The 16,406-nt window shown below is 73.6% G+C and carries 8 protein-coding genes; 6 read left to right on the top strand and 2 right to left on the bottom strand.

Annotated features, from left to right (window positions below; translation table 11 throughout):
- The first annotated feature begins 59 nt into the window (after window positions 1-59).
- Window positions 60-1,238, top strand: a complete 1,179-nt coding sequence (gene moeZ, locus OHS81_RS11745) for an adenylyltransferase/sulfurtransferase MoeZ (protein WP_088799808.1) — start codon at window positions 60-62, stop codon at window positions 1,236-1,238.
- Window positions 1,239-1,443: 205 nt separating this feature from the next.
- Here the strand turns inward: moeZ and OHS81_RS11740 are convergent, their stop codons facing one another.
- Entirely contained in the window at window positions 1,444-4,530 is a 3,087-nt protein-coding gene (locus OHS81_RS11740) for a lysylphosphatidylglycerol synthase domain-containing protein (RefSeq protein WP_443058686.1), read from the bottom strand.
- A 396-nt stretch (window positions 4,531-4,926) separates the two neighbouring features.
- Between OHS81_RS11740 and OHS81_RS11735 the strand changes: the two genes are divergently transcribed.
- The 5 genes from OHS81_RS11735 (at window position 4,927) to nudC (ending at window position 15,731) form a co-directional block, all read left to right on the top strand.
- Complete coding sequence (locus OHS81_RS11735) at window positions 4,927-5,250, top strand: MGMT family protein (RefSeq protein WP_443058685.1); 324 nt, start codon at window positions 4,927-4,929, stop codon at window positions 5,248-5,250.
- Window positions 5,251-5,444: 194 nt separating this feature from the next.
- Complete coding sequence (locus OHS81_RS11730; protein WP_443058684.1) at window positions 5,445-9,104, top strand: ATP-dependent helicase; 3,660 nt, start codon at window positions 5,445-5,447, stop codon at window positions 9,102-9,104.
- A gap of 461 nt (window positions 9,105-9,565) precedes the next feature.
- Entirely contained in the window at window positions 9,566-13,312 is a 3,747-nt protein-coding gene (locus OHS81_RS11725; protein WP_328384734.1) for a UvrD-helicase domain-containing protein, read from the top strand.
- Window positions 13,313-13,322: 10 nt separating this feature from the next.
- Entirely contained in the window at window positions 13,323-14,723 is a 1,401-nt protein-coding gene (locus OHS81_RS11720) for a dipeptidase (protein ID WP_328384733.1), read from the top strand.
- A 72-nt stretch (window positions 14,724-14,795) separates the two neighbouring features.
- Window positions 14,796-15,731 (top strand): NAD(+) diphosphatase, encoded by a 936-nt coding sequence (nudC, locus tag OHS81_RS11715; protein WP_328384732.1) that lies wholly within the window; start codon window positions 14,796-14,798, stop codon window positions 15,729-15,731.
- A gap of 231 nt (window positions 15,732-15,962) precedes the next feature.
- On the opposite strand, the gene OHS81_RS11710 is transcribed toward nudC, so the two are convergent.
- Complete coding sequence (locus tag OHS81_RS11710; protein WP_088799819.1) at window positions 15,963-16,205, bottom strand: mycoredoxin; 243 nt, start codon at window positions 16,203-16,205, stop codon at window positions 15,963-15,965.
- Window positions 16,206-16,406 lie beyond the last annotated feature (201 nt).

The following is a 16,406-nucleotide window of genomic DNA, read 5'->3' as shown; positions in this document are numbered from 1 at the left end:
CCCACTCTCGGCTCCGCCCGTGCGGGGGAACCCCATCTAGACCGACCAACGGAGTTCCCGTGTCGCTGCCACCCCTGGTCGAGCCCGCTTCCGAGCTCACCGTCGATGAGGTCCGCAGGTACTCCCGCCACCTGATCATCCCCGATGTCGGGATGGACGGGCAGAAGCGGCTGAAGAACGCCAAGGTGCTGTGTGTCGGCGCCGGTGGCCTGGGCTCGCCCGCGCTGATGTATCTGGCCGCGGCGGGCGTGGGCACGCTCGGCATCGTGGAGTTCGACGAGGTCGACGAGTCGAACCTGCAGCGCCAGATCATCCACAGCCAGGCGGACATCGGCCGCTCCAAGGCGGAGTCCGCGAAGGACACCGTCCTGGGCATCAACCCGTACGTCACGGTCAACCTGCACCAAGAGCGCCTTGACTCCACCAATGTCATGGAGCTCTTCGCCCAGTACGACCTGATCGTCGACGGCACCGACAACTTCGCCACCCGCTACCTGGTCAACGACGCCTGCGTGCTGCTGAACAAGCCGTACGTCTGGGGCTCGATCTACCGCTTCGACGGCCAGGCGTCGGTGTTCTGGAGCGAGCACGGCCCCTGCTACCGCTGCCTGTACCCGGAGCCCCCGCCGCCGGGCATGGTGCCCTCCTGCGCCGAGGGCGGCGTCCTCGGTGTGCTGTGCGCCTCCATCGGCTCGATCCAGGTCAACGAGGCCATCAAGCTGCTCGCCGGGATCGGCGACCCGCTCGTCGGCCGGCTGATGATCTACGACGCGCTGGAGATGACCTACCGTCAGGTCAAGGTCCGCAAGGACCCCGACTGCGCCATCTGCGGTGAGAACCCGACCGTCACCGAGCTCATCGACTACGAGGCCTTCTGCGGCGTCGTGTCCGAGGAGGCCCAGGAGGCGGCGGCCGGCTCGACGATCACTCCCAAGCAGCTCAAGGAGTGGATCGACGGCGACGAGAAGATCGAGATCATCGACGTCCGCGAGCCGAACGAGTTCGAGATCGTCTCGATCCCCGGCGCCAAGCTGATCCCCAAGAACGAGTTCCTGATGGGCACCGCCCTCCAGGACCTGCCGCAGGACCGGAAGATCGTCCTGCACTGCAAGACGGGTGTCCGCTCCGCCGAGGTCCTGGCCGTACTGAAGTCCGCGGGCTTCGCCGACGCCGTGCACGTCGGCGGCGGCGTCATCGGCTGGGTCAACACCGTCGAGCCGGAGAAGCCGGTCTACTAGGGGTTCCGGGCCTGGCAGGTCTTCACGGTCCGGCAGGTTCTTCCGGGGCCGCCAGGTCTCTTGGGTCTCCGGCGGGACCTGCTCCGGCAGGCCGCCCCCGCCCAGCGCAAAGGGCGCCGGTCCGTACTGCACGGACCGGCGCCCTTTGCGTGGTGCGCCGCGCGTGCGGGCGGGGTCTCCCGGCCGGCACGGCGGCGGCTTCCGCTCAGATCTCGCCCTTGTGGGTGAGGTAGTTGAAGGCCACCCAGCCCGGCAGCACCGGCAGCCAGAAGACCATCAGACGGAACAGCAGCACCGCCGGGAACGACGTATCGGCGGCCAGCCCGGAGACCGTCAGCGCACCGATCAGCGCGCCCTCGACGGCGCCCACACCGCCCGGCGTCGGCGCGGCCGAGCCCAGCGCGTTACCGGCCAGGAAGGCCACCGCGATGCTCGCGTAGCTGATCGTGTCGCCGCCGCCGAACGCCCGGATCGAGGCGTCCAGGCACATCACGTTCGCCGCCGTCAGCAGCAGCATCCCGCCGATGCCGGTGACCAGCTTCCCGGGCCGCTGCAGGATGTCCAGCATCCGCGGGACCACCCCCGCGAACAGCGACCGCACCCGGGTCGAGACGAACTTCCGCAGCGCCGGCACCGCCGTGACGATCAGGACCAGTACGGCCACGGTCAGCAGTCCGGCGATGACCGTACGGGACGGCGAGATCGACGGGGTCTGCTCCTGGGTGCCGGTGAGGTAGCCGAAGACCAGCAGCAGCAGGACATGGCTGCCCAGACCGAACAGCTGGGACGCGCCGACGCTCGCCACCGCCAGCCCGGGCCGGACCCCGGCGCGCTGCAGGAAGCGGGTGTTGAGCGCCACTCCGCCGATCGCGGCGGGCGCCACCAGCTTCACGAAGTTGCCCGCGATCTGCGCGATGACCGTCCGGACGAACGACACCCGCTCCGTGACGAACCCCAGCAGACTCATCGCCGCCGCGATATACGTCAGCGCCGAGAAGAACATCGCGACCAGCACCCACTCCCAGCGGGCCTTGTTGACCATGTCGCCGAGGTTGAAGTTGGTGAGCTGGGACAGCAGGAGGTACACCGCGAACGCGCCGGCGATCCAGGTGACCAGGATGCGCGGGCTGAGCCGTTCCAGCTTCGCGGGTTCGATCACCGCCGTCGGACGGATCAGCAGCACCTGCCGGCGGATCTGGGCGAGCAGGTCCTCCTCGCGGGCCTCCTCCGAGGCCTCGTCCAGGGCCCGCTTCTCGGCGGTCTTCTCCGCATGCCGCTCGGCCCGCATCGTCTTGCGGTCCTTGGGGCCATCCGCCTCGCGTGCCTCCCGAGCCTCCTTGGCCGCCTGCGACGCCTCCAGCACCGCCTCGCGCTCCCGCTTGGCGCGCTCGCGGGCGCGCTGGCGCAGCGTCGCGCGGGTGGTGCGGCTCAGTGCGATCGGCTGCAGCAGCGGCAGGCTGTCGGCAACCGCGTCCGGGCCCAGCACCTCGACGGACGCAGCCACCGCGCGCTCGGCACCGACCCGCAGACCGCAGGTGGCCAGCAACTGGGCGATGTCCATCCGCAGCACGAGGTCACCGGCCGCGATCTCGCCGCCGCGCAGCTCGGTCAGGACGATGGTGCCGGAACGATCCATCAGCAGCGCGTCCCCGACCAGCCGCCGGTGCGCGATCCGCCGTGACTGCAGCGCCTCGACCTGCCGCCACGCGCTGTGCATCAGCGCGTCGGTGATCTCCTCGTCGGCCAGAGAGTCGAAGGTGCGGCCGCCGATGTGCTCGTAGACCAGCATCACCGCGTCCGGGCCGAGCTCGGAGGTGGCGATCAGCTTGGGGGCGTGGGCGCCGGCCGCGATGGCCGCATACGCCAGCAGCGCCTCCTGTTCCAGCGCCTGGCGCAGCGACTGCAGACTGCGGCGCTGGTTGATGCCGCGCAGCGAGAGCCGGCGCCACACGCGGTAGAAGAAGCCGTGTGCCTGCTGCTCGCGGTCGACGACGGTGACGTCGATCGGCGGCCCGTCCTCCAGCGTGACGAGGTAGCGGCGGCCGCGGTCGGGGTGGTCGGTGGTGCCGGCGTCCTCCGCACGCAGCGCGGAGACCGGGTGGAAGCCGACGCGGCGCAGCCCCGCGAGGAGGTTCTGGCCGGTGGGGCGGACATTGGGGGAGCCGACCGCGTAGAGGGTGCCGTAGGCGACGGTCCAGCCGATCAGCACGGTCGTGATGATCGCGAACGGGGTGGTGTACCGCCCGACCAGCACCGCGAACGCGTCCAGCAGCAGCACGCACCACATCGCGACCCGCCAGCGCGGCCGCCGGGACATGCCCACCGCCGTCATATAGGCGATCACCGGTGCCAGGTAGCTGTGCACCGGAGCGGAGAGCGAACCGTTCTCCAGGGGCTGGGTCAGCGCGTTCCGGATGGAGACGGGTGCGGCATCGGCCACCCACAGATCGGCGGCCAGCGACACCCCGTGGGCGAGGACGGCGGCCAGCACCCCGTCCGCGATCCGCAGCCCGTCGCGCTTGATCAGCCGCTCCACGGCGAACGCCACCGGCACGATCAGCACCGCGACGCTGGAGGTCAGCCCCGCCAGGTTGATCAGCAGCGGGGGCGCCGCCTTCGCGCCGGTGCCGATGTCCCGCGCCAGGCCCTGGGTGGTGCCGTGGGCGAAGGTGGCGAGCCCCAGGACGAGGGCGATCCCGGCGATGCCGAGCAGCAGCCGCAGCAGGTCGGCGGGGCGGTGCACCCGGGCGGGCAGCAGCGGTTCGTCGCCGGAGACCCGGTCGACGTGGAACTCGCCGTACTCGTCGGAGCTCAGGTCGGAACGGTGCGAGCCCGTGTGGGGCCTGTCCGGAGCCGTGGGGGGTGTGCCCGGGGACGTGCCCTGAGGCGTGCCGGGCGCCGGCTCCTCGCGCTGGTCGCGCGCGGCCGGTCCGTCCTGCCCACGCTCGGGCTCCGTGCCGGCCCGCTCCTCGCTGCTCCGCTCCTCCTTGCTGCGGTGCTCCTCCTCGTGCCGCTCGGTTGGCTCGGGCTCCTTGGGCTCTTCCGGCCTCTCGGAGGCCCCGGGTCGTTCGGCCTTCTCGATCGTGCTCGCCTTTTCGGTAGCGGAAGCCGTGCCCGGCCTCCGTTGGTGCGTCCCCTGTGGCGCCGCCTGCTGCCGTTTCGGCCGCTCGGTCGGTGCGGCCGGTCCGGGCGCGGTGCCTGCGGCGTCGACGGCCAGTGCCTCAGGGGTGCCCGCCTCCCGTGGAGGCGCCGCACCCTGCTGCTCGGCTGTCTCTTCTTGATCTCGTATCACCAGTCACCGTCCGGAAGATGGTGGCACGGCCGACCGGTGGAGGGGGGCATCAGGGTGCATTTCGGGGGTGCGGGAAGCGGAACGCCCTCCCCGGACCGGGGCGGACTCGCCGTGCCACCGACCTCCCGGGGGCGCCGGACCGTGTGTCCGATCCCATTGTCGGTGCCGTGCGGCAGGATGGACCGAATGAGTGGGACCGGAGATGAGGCGGCGGGTGAATTCCCCGCAAAACCGGAAAGCCCGGAAGGAACGGAAGGGCCGGAAGATCCGGAAGGCTTGGCAGGTCCGGGAGGTCCGGGAGGTCCAGCAGGTCCGGGAGGCCCGGAGTGCCCGGATCTCCCGGAGTACGCGGAACGGGTCCTGGCCGTTGCCGAGCTGATTCCGGCGGGCCGGGTGATGACGTACGGCGATGTTGCGGAGTGGCTGGAGGAAGGGGGCCCGCGGCAGGTGGGGCGGGTGATGGCGCTCTACGGCGCCGCCGTGCCCTGGTGGCGGGTGGTGCGCGCGGACGGCCGGCTGCTGCCCGGCAGTGAAGTGCGCGCCCTGGGGAACTACCGCGACGAGGGCACCCCCCTGCGTACGGCTCCGCACGCCGCCGAGGACCACATACCGCGGCTCGACATGCGGCGGGCCCGCTGGGACGGGCGCCAGGACGGCGGTCCGGACAGCGGCGCGGAGGGTGATGCGGAGGGCGGCGCGGACGCGGGCACGGCCCCGTAGCGCCGGTGGCATTGCGCGACGGGCCGTGGGAGGCACAGCGGCCCGGACGCGACCTGGCGTAGCGTCGGGCACTGCCGTCACGACGACGGCTCCGCCGCGCGCCGCGCAGCCGGACCATCCCTGACCGGCGGCCCGCGGCGCCGCGCACCACGCACGCACCACGACCAGCACCTCCTCAGGACCGGCGAATCCACGTGAGTTCCTCCTTCTCGGCCTTCCCGGCCATCCCGCCGGCGCAGCAGCCCCACCGGGTGGCGCCGCGGGGTGCCGCAGGCACGTACCGGCTGGTGCGCACCCCGCCGGGGCGGGTGACTCCTCCTGCGTGGGACGCAGCCCAGCGCGCCGTGGTTGACCACCGGCACGGGCCGCTGCTGGTACTGGCCGGACCGGGCACCGGAAAGACCACGACACTGGTGGAGTCGGTGGCCCGCCGGGTGCGGGCCGGCGGCGACCCCGAGCGGATCCTCGTCCTGACCTTCAGCCGCAAGGCCGCCGTCGAACTCCGCGACCGGCTCGCGGCCCGGCCGGCCGACCTGGAAGGACACTCCGAAGGGCCGCGCGGCGCGGCGGGCGGCGGACCGCGGGCGGGCATCCCGCAGGCGACGACCTTCCACTCCTTCTGCTACGCCCTGGTCCGCGCCCACCAGGACGCCGACCTCTTCGCCGACCCGGTGCGGCTGCTGTCCGGACCCGAGCAGGATCTCGTCGTCCGCGAGCTCCTGGCAGGACAGGCGGAACTGGCCGGCGCCGGCCGTTCCCCGGTGAGCTGGCCGGACGAGCTGCGGGCCTGCCTGACCACCCGCGGCTTCGCCGACGAGGTCCGTGCCGTGCTCGCCCGCAGCCGCGAACTGGGCCTGGGCCCGGACGCCCTCGGCGCCTTCGCCCGGCGCACCGGCCGCCCCGACTGGAACGCCGCGGCCGGCTTCCTCGCCGAATACCTCGACGTGCTGGACGCCCAGGGCGTACTGGACTACGCCGAGCTGGTGCACCGCGCGGTGCTGCTCGCCGAACGCACCGACGTCGCGGCGCACCTGGCCGCCTCCTATGACGCGGTCTACGTCGACGAGTACCAGGACACCGACGTCGCCCAGGTACGGCTGCTGCGCGCGCTCGCCGGCAACCACGGAGCGACGGCGGCGCCGGGCTCCCCGGGGCGCACGCTCGTCGCCTTCGGCGACCCCGACCAGTCGATCTACGCCTTCCGGGGCGCCGACGTGGGCGGCATCCTCGACTTCCCCGAGACCTTCCGCCGCGGGGACGGCACCCCCGCCCCGGTGGCCGTGCTCGGCACCTCCCGGCGCTCCGGCGCCGCCCTGCTCGCGGCCACCCGGCTGCTGACCCGCCGGATGCCGCTCACCCGCCTCCCGGCCAAGGCGGTACGCGCCCACCGCGAACCGGTGCCCGTACGGGACGGCGGCCGCGTCGAGGTGTACACGTACCCGACACCCGGCAGCGAACTGGACAACATCGCCGACATCCTGCGCCGCGCCCACCTGGAAGACGGCGTGCCCTGGCGCGAGATGGCCGTCCTCGTCCGCGCCGGGGGGCGCTCGCTCCCCGCGGTACGCCGTGCGCTCACCTCGGCCGGGGTCCCCCTCGACATCGACGGCGACGATCTGCCGCTGCGCCACGAACCCGCGGTAGCTCCTCTGCTGACAGCGCTACGGGTGGCGGCGCGGGCTGCCCTGGGGCAGGATCCGGCGAGGGCCGGGTCGGACGGGGCAGGGACGGACGGGACCGGTCCTGGCGGTCCCGGTGGTCCCGGCGAGGCGGGATCCGCCGCGGGCGGCGTCGGTGAGGCCGCTTCCGGAGACGCCCGCTCCGGCACGGCCGCCCCCGATGACGCTCCCTCCGGTACGGCCGCCCCCGATGACGCCCCGTCCGCCGAGACCGCCCCCGGGGACAGCGCCCGCCCCGCCCTCGATGCCGAAACCGCCCTCGACCTGCTGACCTCCCCCCTGGGCGGCATGGACTCCGCCGATCTGCGACGGCTGGGCCGCGCCCTGCGCGAGGAGGAACGGGCCGCCGGACAGGCACTGCCGCGGCCCTCCGACGAGCTGATCGCCCAGGCGCTCGCCGAACCGCAGCGCCTGGTGGCGCACGACCCCGCCTACGCCCGCGGCGCCCAGCGGCTCGGGCTGCTGCTGCGCAAGGCCCGCGAACTGCTGGCCGGCGGCGGCACCGCCGAACAGGCGCTGTGGGAACTGTGGGACGGCACCCCCTGGCCGCAGCGCCTGGAGCGGGCCGCCCACCGCGGCGGCGCCGCCGGGCGCAACGCCGACCGGGACCTGGACGCCGTCGTCGCCCTCTTCGAGACCGCCGCCCGCGCCGAGGAGCGCACCGGCGGCCGCGGTGCGCTCAACTTCCTGGAAGAACTCGACGCCCAGGACATCGCCGCCGACACCCTCACCCGGCGCGCGGTGCGCCCCGACGCCGTACGGCTGATGACCGCGCACCGCGCCAAGGGCCTGGAATGGCGGCTCGTCGTCGTCGCCGGAGTCCAGGAAGGCCTCTGGCCCGACCTGCGCCGCCGCGGTTCGCTCCTGGAAGCCGACCGGATCGGCCGCGACGGACTGGCCGAACCGCTCACCCCGGGCGCGCTGCTCGCCGAGGAACGCCGGCTGTTCTACGTCGCCGCCACCCGCGCCCGCGAACGCCTGGTCGTCACCGCGGTGAAGGCCGCCGCCGACGACGGCGACCAGCCCTCCCGTTTCCTGACCGAACTGGGCGTCACCCCCCAGGACGTCACCGGCCGCCCGCGGCGCCCCCTTTCGGTGGCCGCGCTCGTCGCCGAACTGCGCGCCACCACCGTCGACCCGGACGCCACCCCCGCGCTGCGCGAGGCCGCCGCCCAGCGGCTCGCGAAACTGGCCGCCCTGCACGACGACGATCACCACCCCCTGGTACCGGCCGCCCACCCGGACAACTGGTGGGGCCTGTCCGAACCCACCCACAGCACCGTCCCGCTGCGCGACCGCGACCGTCCCGTGGTCCTCTCCGGCAGCGCCCTCGACCAGCTCGCCAACACCTGCTCCCTCCAGTGGTTCCTGGGCCGCGAGGTCAAGGCGGACACCCCCGCCACCGCCGCCCAGGGCTTCGGCAACGTGGTGCATGTGCTCGCCGACGAGGTCGCCTCCGGCCGTGCCCCCGCCGACCTGTCCGTCCTGATGGAGCGACTGGACTCCGTATGGGACTCGCTCGCCTTCGACGCCCCCTGGAAGTCACGCCAGGAAAAGGAGTCCGCCCGCGCCGCCCTGGAGCGCTTCCTGCGCTGGCACGTCATGGAACGCGAGACCCGTGGCCGGGACACCGCCGCCACCGAGCACGGCTTCGACCTCACCCTGCAGGCCGGCGCCTACGAGGTCCGCATCCGCGGCAGCATGGATCACGTCTCCCGGGACGCGCAGGGCCGGGCGTACGTCGTCGACTTCAAGACCGGCAAACAGAAACCGACCGGCCCCGAGGTCGCCCGCCACCCCCAGCTCGCCGTCTACCAGCTCGCGGTGCGCGAGGGCGCGGTCGACGACGCCTTCGACGGCCGCACACCGCAGCTGGGCGGCGCGGAACTGGTACATCTGCGGCTGGGCGCGGCCCAGAAGGAAGGCGGCGACGCGCTGCCCGCCGTACAGGCACAGCAGCCGCTGGAGGCGTGCGCCGAGGCCGGCGCTCCCTCGGCGGACGACGGGGTCCCCCCGGCGGAGACCGGCGGAGAGTGGGTCGGCGAACTGCTCGCCACCGCGGCGGGCCGCGTACTGGAGGAGCGGTTCACGCCGACCACCGGCACGCACTGCACCCACTGCACATTCCGGGCGTCGTGCAGCGCACAGCCGGAGGGGCGGCATGTCGTGGAGTGAGCGGCTCCGCTGCGCTGTGGCGGCCCTCCCGCGTTTTCGGCTCTCCCGCCGTGGTGGTTCCTCGCCGGCGCGCCTGCGGCGGGCGTGGTGTTGTCGGGTGCGGTGCCGCTCCTCCGGACTTCGTCCTGCGGCGCGGCTCCTCCCGTGAGTGGGGGCTGAGGGGCCGGTGGGGGCGGGCGCGATCCCTCCACTGCGCGCGGACCACGGCCTGCGTGCACCCCCACCGCTCTTCATCCCCACCCACGGGAGGTGACGGGCCGGAGGGGCCGGTGTGTGGGACGTCAAGCGAAGCAGTCCCACACGCCGGCCCCGGAGGTCCGTCACCGCACCCACAGCCCCGCGCAGCGGACCCCGCCCGCCGCAGGCGCACCGGCGAGGAACCACTACGGCGCGGACGCCGAACACGTGGGAGGCCGGCCCAGCGCAGCGGATTGTCAGTGGCGCCCGCTACGGTTTTCGCTGTGTCAGCTCGCCTCACCGACCCCGAGCAGCTCAAAGAGCTTCTCGGCATCCCGTTCACGCCGGAGCAGACGGAGTGCATCACCGCCCCGCCCGCCCCGCAGGTCATCGTGGCCGGAGCCGGTTCGGGCAAGACCACGGTCATGGCCGCGCGCGTGGTGTGGCTGGTCGGCACCGGCCAGGTCGCCCCCGACCAGGTCCTCGGGCTGACGTTCACGAACAAGGCCGCCGGCGAGCTCGCCGAACGCGTCAGGGCCGCGCTCCTCGCCGCCGGTGTCACCGACCCCGACGCGCCCCCGGCCGATGCCGGCGCCCCCGGCCGTCCCGACGAGCAGCCCACCGGAGAGCCGCGGATCTCCACCTACCACGCATTCGCCGGTCAGCTCCTCAAGGACCACGGCCTGCGCATCGGCCTGGAGCCCAGCGCCCGGCTCCTCGCCGACGCCACCCGCTTCCAGCTCGCCGCCCGTACGCTCCGTGCCGCCCCCGGTCCCTACCCCGCGCTCACCACCTCCCTGCCCTCCCTCGTGGAGGACCTGCTCGCCCTCGACGCCGAGCTCGCCGAACACCTCGTGGACCCCGCCGCGCTCCGCTCCTACGACACCGAGCTCCTGGCCGTCCTCGACGGCGTGAAACTCACCAACGCCGACCTGCGCAAAGCCCCCGAAACCGCCCGCGGCCGCCTGGAACTGCTCGACCTCGTCACCGCCTACCGGGCCGAGAAGCGCCGCCGCGACCTCCTCGACTTCGGCGACCAGATCGCCCACTGCGCGACCCTCGCCACCACCCGCCCCGAAGTCGGCCGGATCCTGCGCGACGAATTCCGTGTCGTCCTGCTCGACGAGTACCAGGACACCTCCGTCGCCCAACGCCTGCTGCTGTCCGGCCTTTTCGGCGCCGGCAGCGACACCGTCACCGGGCATGCCGTCACCGCCGTCGGCGACCCCTGCCAGGCCATCTACGGCTGGCGCGGCGCCTCCGTGGCCAACCTCGACGACTTCCCCGTCCACTTCCCCTTCCCGGACGGGACCCCCGCCCGCCGGTACGCCCTCAGCGAGAACCGCCGCAGCGGCGGCCGCCTCCTCGACCTCGCCAACGGCCTCGCCGCACCGCTCCGCCATATGCACGAGGGCGTCGAAGCGCTGCGCCCCGCCCCCGGCGCCGAGCGCGACGGCACCGTCCGCTGCGCCCTGCTGCCCACCCACGCCGAAGAGCTCAGCTGGCTCGCCGACTCCCTCGCCCACCTCGTCCGCACCGGCACCCCGCCCGGCGAGATCGCCGTGCTGTGCCGCACCGCCGGTGATTTCGCCCGCATCCAGGGCGAACTGGTCGCCCGGGACCTCCCCGTGGAAGTCGTCGGCCTCTCCGGGCTGCTGCACCTGCCCGAGATCGCCGACCTCGTCGCCGTCTGCGAAGTGCTCCAGGACCCCACGGCCAACGCCGCCCTGGTCCGCCTGCTGATCGGCCCGCGCTGGCGGATCGGCCCCCGCGACCTGGCGCTCCTGGGCCGCCGCGCCCGCACCCTCGTCCACCACACCGCCCCCTCCGACGACCCCGGGCAGCGCCTCGCCGAAGCCGTCGAAGGCGTCGACCCGGCCGAGACCATCTCGCTCGCCGACGCCCTCGACACCTTCCTGGAGGCCGAAGGACCCGACGACGGGCTCCCGTTCTCCCCCGAGGCCCGGGTGCGCTTCGCCTACCTGGCCACCGAACTGCGCGACCTGCGCCGCTCCCTCGGCGACCCCCTCATGGACGTGCTCCACCGGGTGCTCGCCGCCACCGGCCTGGAAGTCGAGCTGTCCGCGTCACCGCACGCCCTCGCCGCGCGCCGCCGCGAAACGCTCGGCACCTTCCTCGACACCGCGGCCGGATTCGCGGCCAAACAAGGCGGCGAATCCCTCGACGGCGACGCCACCCTGCTGGCCTTCCTGGGCTTTCTGCGCACCGCCGTCCAGCACGAAAAGGGCCTGGACAGCTCCCTTCCCGGCGGCGACAACACCATCAAGGTCCTCACCGCCCACAAGTCCAAAGGCCTGGAATGGGACGTGGTCGCCGTCCCCGGCCTGGTCGCCAAACAGTTCCCCAGCGAACAGGCCCGTGAGTCCTGGACCAGCCGGTCCAAGGTCCTCCCGCACGCCCTCCGCGGCGACGCCGCCACCCTCCCCGACGTCGGGGAATGGGCCGCCCGCGGCCTGAAATCCTTCAAGGAGGCGATGAAGCAGCACCAGGAGACCGAAGAACTCCGCCTCGGCTACGTCACCTTCACCCGCCCCCGCTCCCTGCTGCTCGGCTCCGGCCACTGGTGGGGCCCCCAGCAGAAGCGACCGCGCGGCCCCTCCGCCTTCCTGGAGGCGCTGCGCGAGCACTGCGAGGCGGGACACGGCGAGATCGAGCACTGGGCCGGTGCCCCCGGAGACGGCGAGGAGAACCCCGCCCTCTCCGAAGCCGCCACGGAACAGGCCTGGCCGCTGCCCCTCGACCCCACTGCCACGGCCCGCCGCCGCGCCGCCGCGGCCACGGTCCGCGCCCACCTGGAGCGCCGCACGGGGGAGGGGCCCGCCGCCTCTGCCGCCGCCGCGCCGTCCCGGTCCGCCCACGACCCCGACTGGCCGCCGCCACCGGCCGATGATCCCTGGGACGCCGATCCGTTCGACGGGCCGGAGGCCGGGCCGTACGACGTGCCGGACGCCGATCCGTTCGACGGGCCGGAAGCCGGACCGTACGACGTGCCGGAGGGCGGGCCGTTCGACGGGCCGGAGGCCGAGCGGTACGACATGCCGGCCGACCCGTTCGACGAGGCCGACCCGTTCGACGAGGCCGGTCCTGGGCCGTTGGGCGACGCCCCGCCGTACGACGTGCCCGGCCCGCAGCCGCTGGGCGACGCCCCGCCGTACGACACCCCCGAGGCCGGCCCGGCCCCGCTCCCTGCCCACATCGGCGCCCAGCGCTCCACCGAGCCCGACCTCACGGCACCCGCCGGCCCCGGCACCGCCCACCCCGGCGACACCGCGCCGCACACCCTCCTCCCCGAGGAGCGGCGCACCGTCGGCTCCTGGGACCGCGACCTCGACGCCCTCGCCGCCGAACTGCGCCGCTCCCGCGCCACCGTCCGCGACGTCCCGCTGCCCTCCGCACTCAGCGCCACCCAGCTGCTCCGCGTCGCCGCCGACCCCGACGGCTTCGCCCGCGAACTGGCCCGCCCCATGCCGCGCCCGCCGCAGCCCGGCACCCGCCGGGGCACCCGCTTCCACGCCTGGGTCGAGTCCCGCTTCGAAGAGCTGACGCTGCCCCTGCTCGGCCCCGACGAGCTGCCCGGCGCCGAAGCGGGCGAGGAAGCCGCCATCGTCGACGAACACGACCTCGAAACCCTCAAGGAAGCCTTCGCCCGCACCCCCTACGCCCACCGCACCCCCTTCCGCGTCGAGGCCCCCTTCCAGCTCACCCTCGCGGGACGGGTCATCCGCGGCCGGATCGACGCCGTCTACAAAGAGCCCGGCCCCGACGGCGACCGCTTCGAGATCGTCGACTGGAAAACCGGCCGCGCGCACAGCGCCGACCCCCTCCAGCTGGCCGTCTACCGCCTCGCCTGGGCCGAGCGGTACGGCCTGGAGCCGTCCGCCGTCGGCGCCGCCTTCCTCTACGTCCGCAGCGGCGAGGTGGTCCGCCCCGCCCGGCTGCCCGGCCGCACCGGACTCGAACGCATCCTGCTCGGCGAGACCGCCGACCGGCCTCCCCCACAAGGCCGATAGGCTCGGGCGTATGAGCACAACCCCGGACAGCGCCGTCCGCGCGTACATCACCCTGCACCGCGAAGCGTTCCTCGCGGACCTCGCCGACTGGCTGCGCATCCCCTCCGTGTCCGCCGACCCCGAACGCGCCGGCGACGTACGCCGCAGCGCCGAATGGCTCGCCGCGAAGCTCTCCGACACCGGCTTTCCCACCACCGAGATCTGGGAGACCGACGGCCTGCCCGCGGTCTTCGCCGAGTGGCCCTCGGGGGACCCGTCCGCGCCGACCGTGCTCGTCTACGGCCACCACGACGTACAGCCCGCAGCCCGCGAGGACGGTTGGCACACCGACCCCTTCGCACCGCAGACCATCGACGGCAAGCTCTACGCCCGCGGCGCCGCCGACGACAAGGGCCAGGTGTTCTTCCACACCCTGGGCGTGCGCGCGCACCTCGCCGCGACCGGCCGCACCGCCCCCGCCGTGAACCTCAAGCTGCTCGTCGAGGGCGAGGAGGAGTCCGGCTCACCGAACTTCCCGGCCCTGATCGAGAAGCACGCCGACCGCCTCGCCTGCGACACGGTGATCGTCTCCGACACCGGCATGTGGTCCAGGGACACCCCCACGGTGTGCACCGGCATGCGTGGCCTGACGGACTGTCAGATCGACCTCTACGGCCCCGACCAGGACCTCCACTCCGGCTCGTTCGGCGGCGCCGTCCCCAACCCCGCCACCGAGGCCGCCCGGCTGGCCGCCGCGCTGCACGACGCCGACCGCCGGGTCGCCGTCCCCGGCTTCTACGACGGCGTGATCGAGCTCACCGACCGTGAGCGGGAACTCTTCGCCGAGCTGCCCTTCGACGAGGAGGAGTGGCTGCGCACCGCGCACTCCCACGCCCCCCTCGGCGAGGCCGGCACCACCACCCTCGAACGCATCTGGGCCCGCCCCACCGCCGAGGTCAACGGCATCGGCGGCGGCTACCAGGGCCCCGGCGGCAAGACCATCGTGCCGTCCACCGCACAGCTCAAGCTGTCCTTCCGGCTGGTCGCGGGCCAGAACGCGGCCGCCGTGCAGCAATCCGTACGCGACTGGGTCGCCGCACGCCTCCCGGCCGGCATCCGCCACGAGATCACCTTCTGGGGCGCCACCCGCCCCTGCCTCACCCCGCTCGACCACCCCGCGCTCCAGTCCCTCGTCCGCGCCATGGGCCGGGCCTTCGAGGACAAGATCCGCTTCACCCGCGAGGGCGGCTCCGGACCGGCGGCCGACCTCCAGGACGTCCTCGGCGTCCCGGTCCTCTTCCTCGGCATCTCCGTGCCGTCCGACGGCTGGCACGCACCGAACGAAAAGGTCGAGCTCGACCTGCTGATGAAGGGCGTCGAGACCGCCGCCCTTCTGTGGGGCGACCTCGCGGAGACCTGGCGCCCGGCCTGACCGCGCACCCCCGTACCGCTCCGCGCCCGTACGCAGCAATCACCCACGCCACAGGGGGAGTTGGAAACAGCAGTGACCACCTGGACCGACCACACCGCCGGCCGGCCGCTCACGTTCGGCGCGCCGAGCGGAATTGACCGCTCCGCCCATCACCGGCTCGACGAGGCATGGCTGGCGGCGGCCTGGAGCCACCCGACGACGCGCGTCTTCGTGGTGTCCGGCGGACAGGCGCTGATCGACGACACCCCTGACGGCCGCACCGAGCTGATCATGACGCCGTCCTTCGAGGCGCCACTGACCGAGGCCCACCGCTACTACCTCGGCACCGACGACGAGGGCGTCAGCTACTTCGCCCTCCAGAAGGACTCGCTGCCCGGCCGCATGGACCAGTCCGCGCGCCCGGCGGGCCTGCGCGAGGCCGGTCTGCTGCTGTCGCCCCGCGACGCGGGCCTCCTCGTGCACGCCGTCGCCCTCGAAAACTGGCAGCGCCTGCACCGCTTCTGCTCACGCTGCGGCGAGCGCACCGGCATCGCCGCGGCGGGCCACATCCGCCGCTGCCCGGCGTGCGGCGCCGAGCACTACCCGCGCACCGACCCGGCCGTGATCATGCTCGTCACCGACGAGGAGGACCGCGCCCTCCTGGGCCGGCAGGTCCACTGGCCCGAGGGCCGCTTCTCCACCCTTGCCGGCTTCGTCGAGCCGGGTGAGTCCATCGAGCAGTCGGTGGCGCGTGAAGTCTTCGAGGAGGCCGGTGTCGTCGTCGGCGATGTCGAGTACATCGCCAGCCAGCCCTGGCCCTTCCCCTCCAGCCTGATGCTCGGCTTCATGGCACGCGCCACGTCCTCCGAGATCCAGGTCGACGGCGAGGAGATCGAAGAGGCCCGCTGGTTCTCCCGCGAGGACCTGCGCGCCGCCTTCGAGTCCGGCGAGGTCCTCCCGCCCTACGGCATCTCCATCGCCGCCCGCCTCATCGAGCTCTGGTACGGCAAGCCGCTGCCCAAGCCCTGAACGCCGCCGGACGGGTGAGCGGGGGAGCAGCCGCACGGCGGCCCGCCGCGCCCCTGATGCCGTCGGGCAGCAGGCTGCGGGCAGGTTGTACGCAGCAGTTGTACGCAGCAGTCAGCAGGCCGTCGGCCGGTCCCCACGGGGGATCCGGCCGACGGCCTGCCGCGTGCACACGGAGCGCAGCCGTCAGGCCGTCAAGCCCTCCGGCCGTCAAGCCCTCCGGCCATCCGGTTGTCAGGCCCCGACCTTCTCCTTGACCTGCGCCAGGGACGGGTTGGTCAGCGTCGAGCCGTCGGGGAACCGCACGGTCGGCACCGTCTGGTTGCCGCCGTTCGCCTTCTCCACGAACGCCGCGGACTCCGGGTCGTGCTCGATGTTGATCTCGGTGTACGCGATGCCTTCGCGGTCCATCTGGCCCTTCAGCCGACGGCAGTAACCGCACCAGGTCGTGCTGTACATCGTCACAGTGCCCGCCATGCGTCCCGCGCTCCTTCGTTAAGTCTTGATCCGAAACCGCCCGACGCCGTACTCGGCACTCGGCGCGGCCAAGGACCACAACGTACGACGTGCCCGGGGCATTCCCGGGGGGCCACCCCCCCCCGCCCCCGGCCCCCTCCCCACCCTCACCCCCCTGCGAGACCGTCTCCACCGGCCCCGCCCCGCCTCAGCCTCCACCGC

Source organism: Streptomyces sp. NBC_00400 (genome assembly GCF_036048035.1).
Classification (GTDB): Bacteria; Actinomycetota; Actinomycetes; order Streptomycetales; family Streptomycetaceae; genus Streptomyces.
The sequence above is the reverse complement of the archived record's forward strand: the minus strand, read 5'-3'. Positions and strand labels throughout refer to the sequence as shown.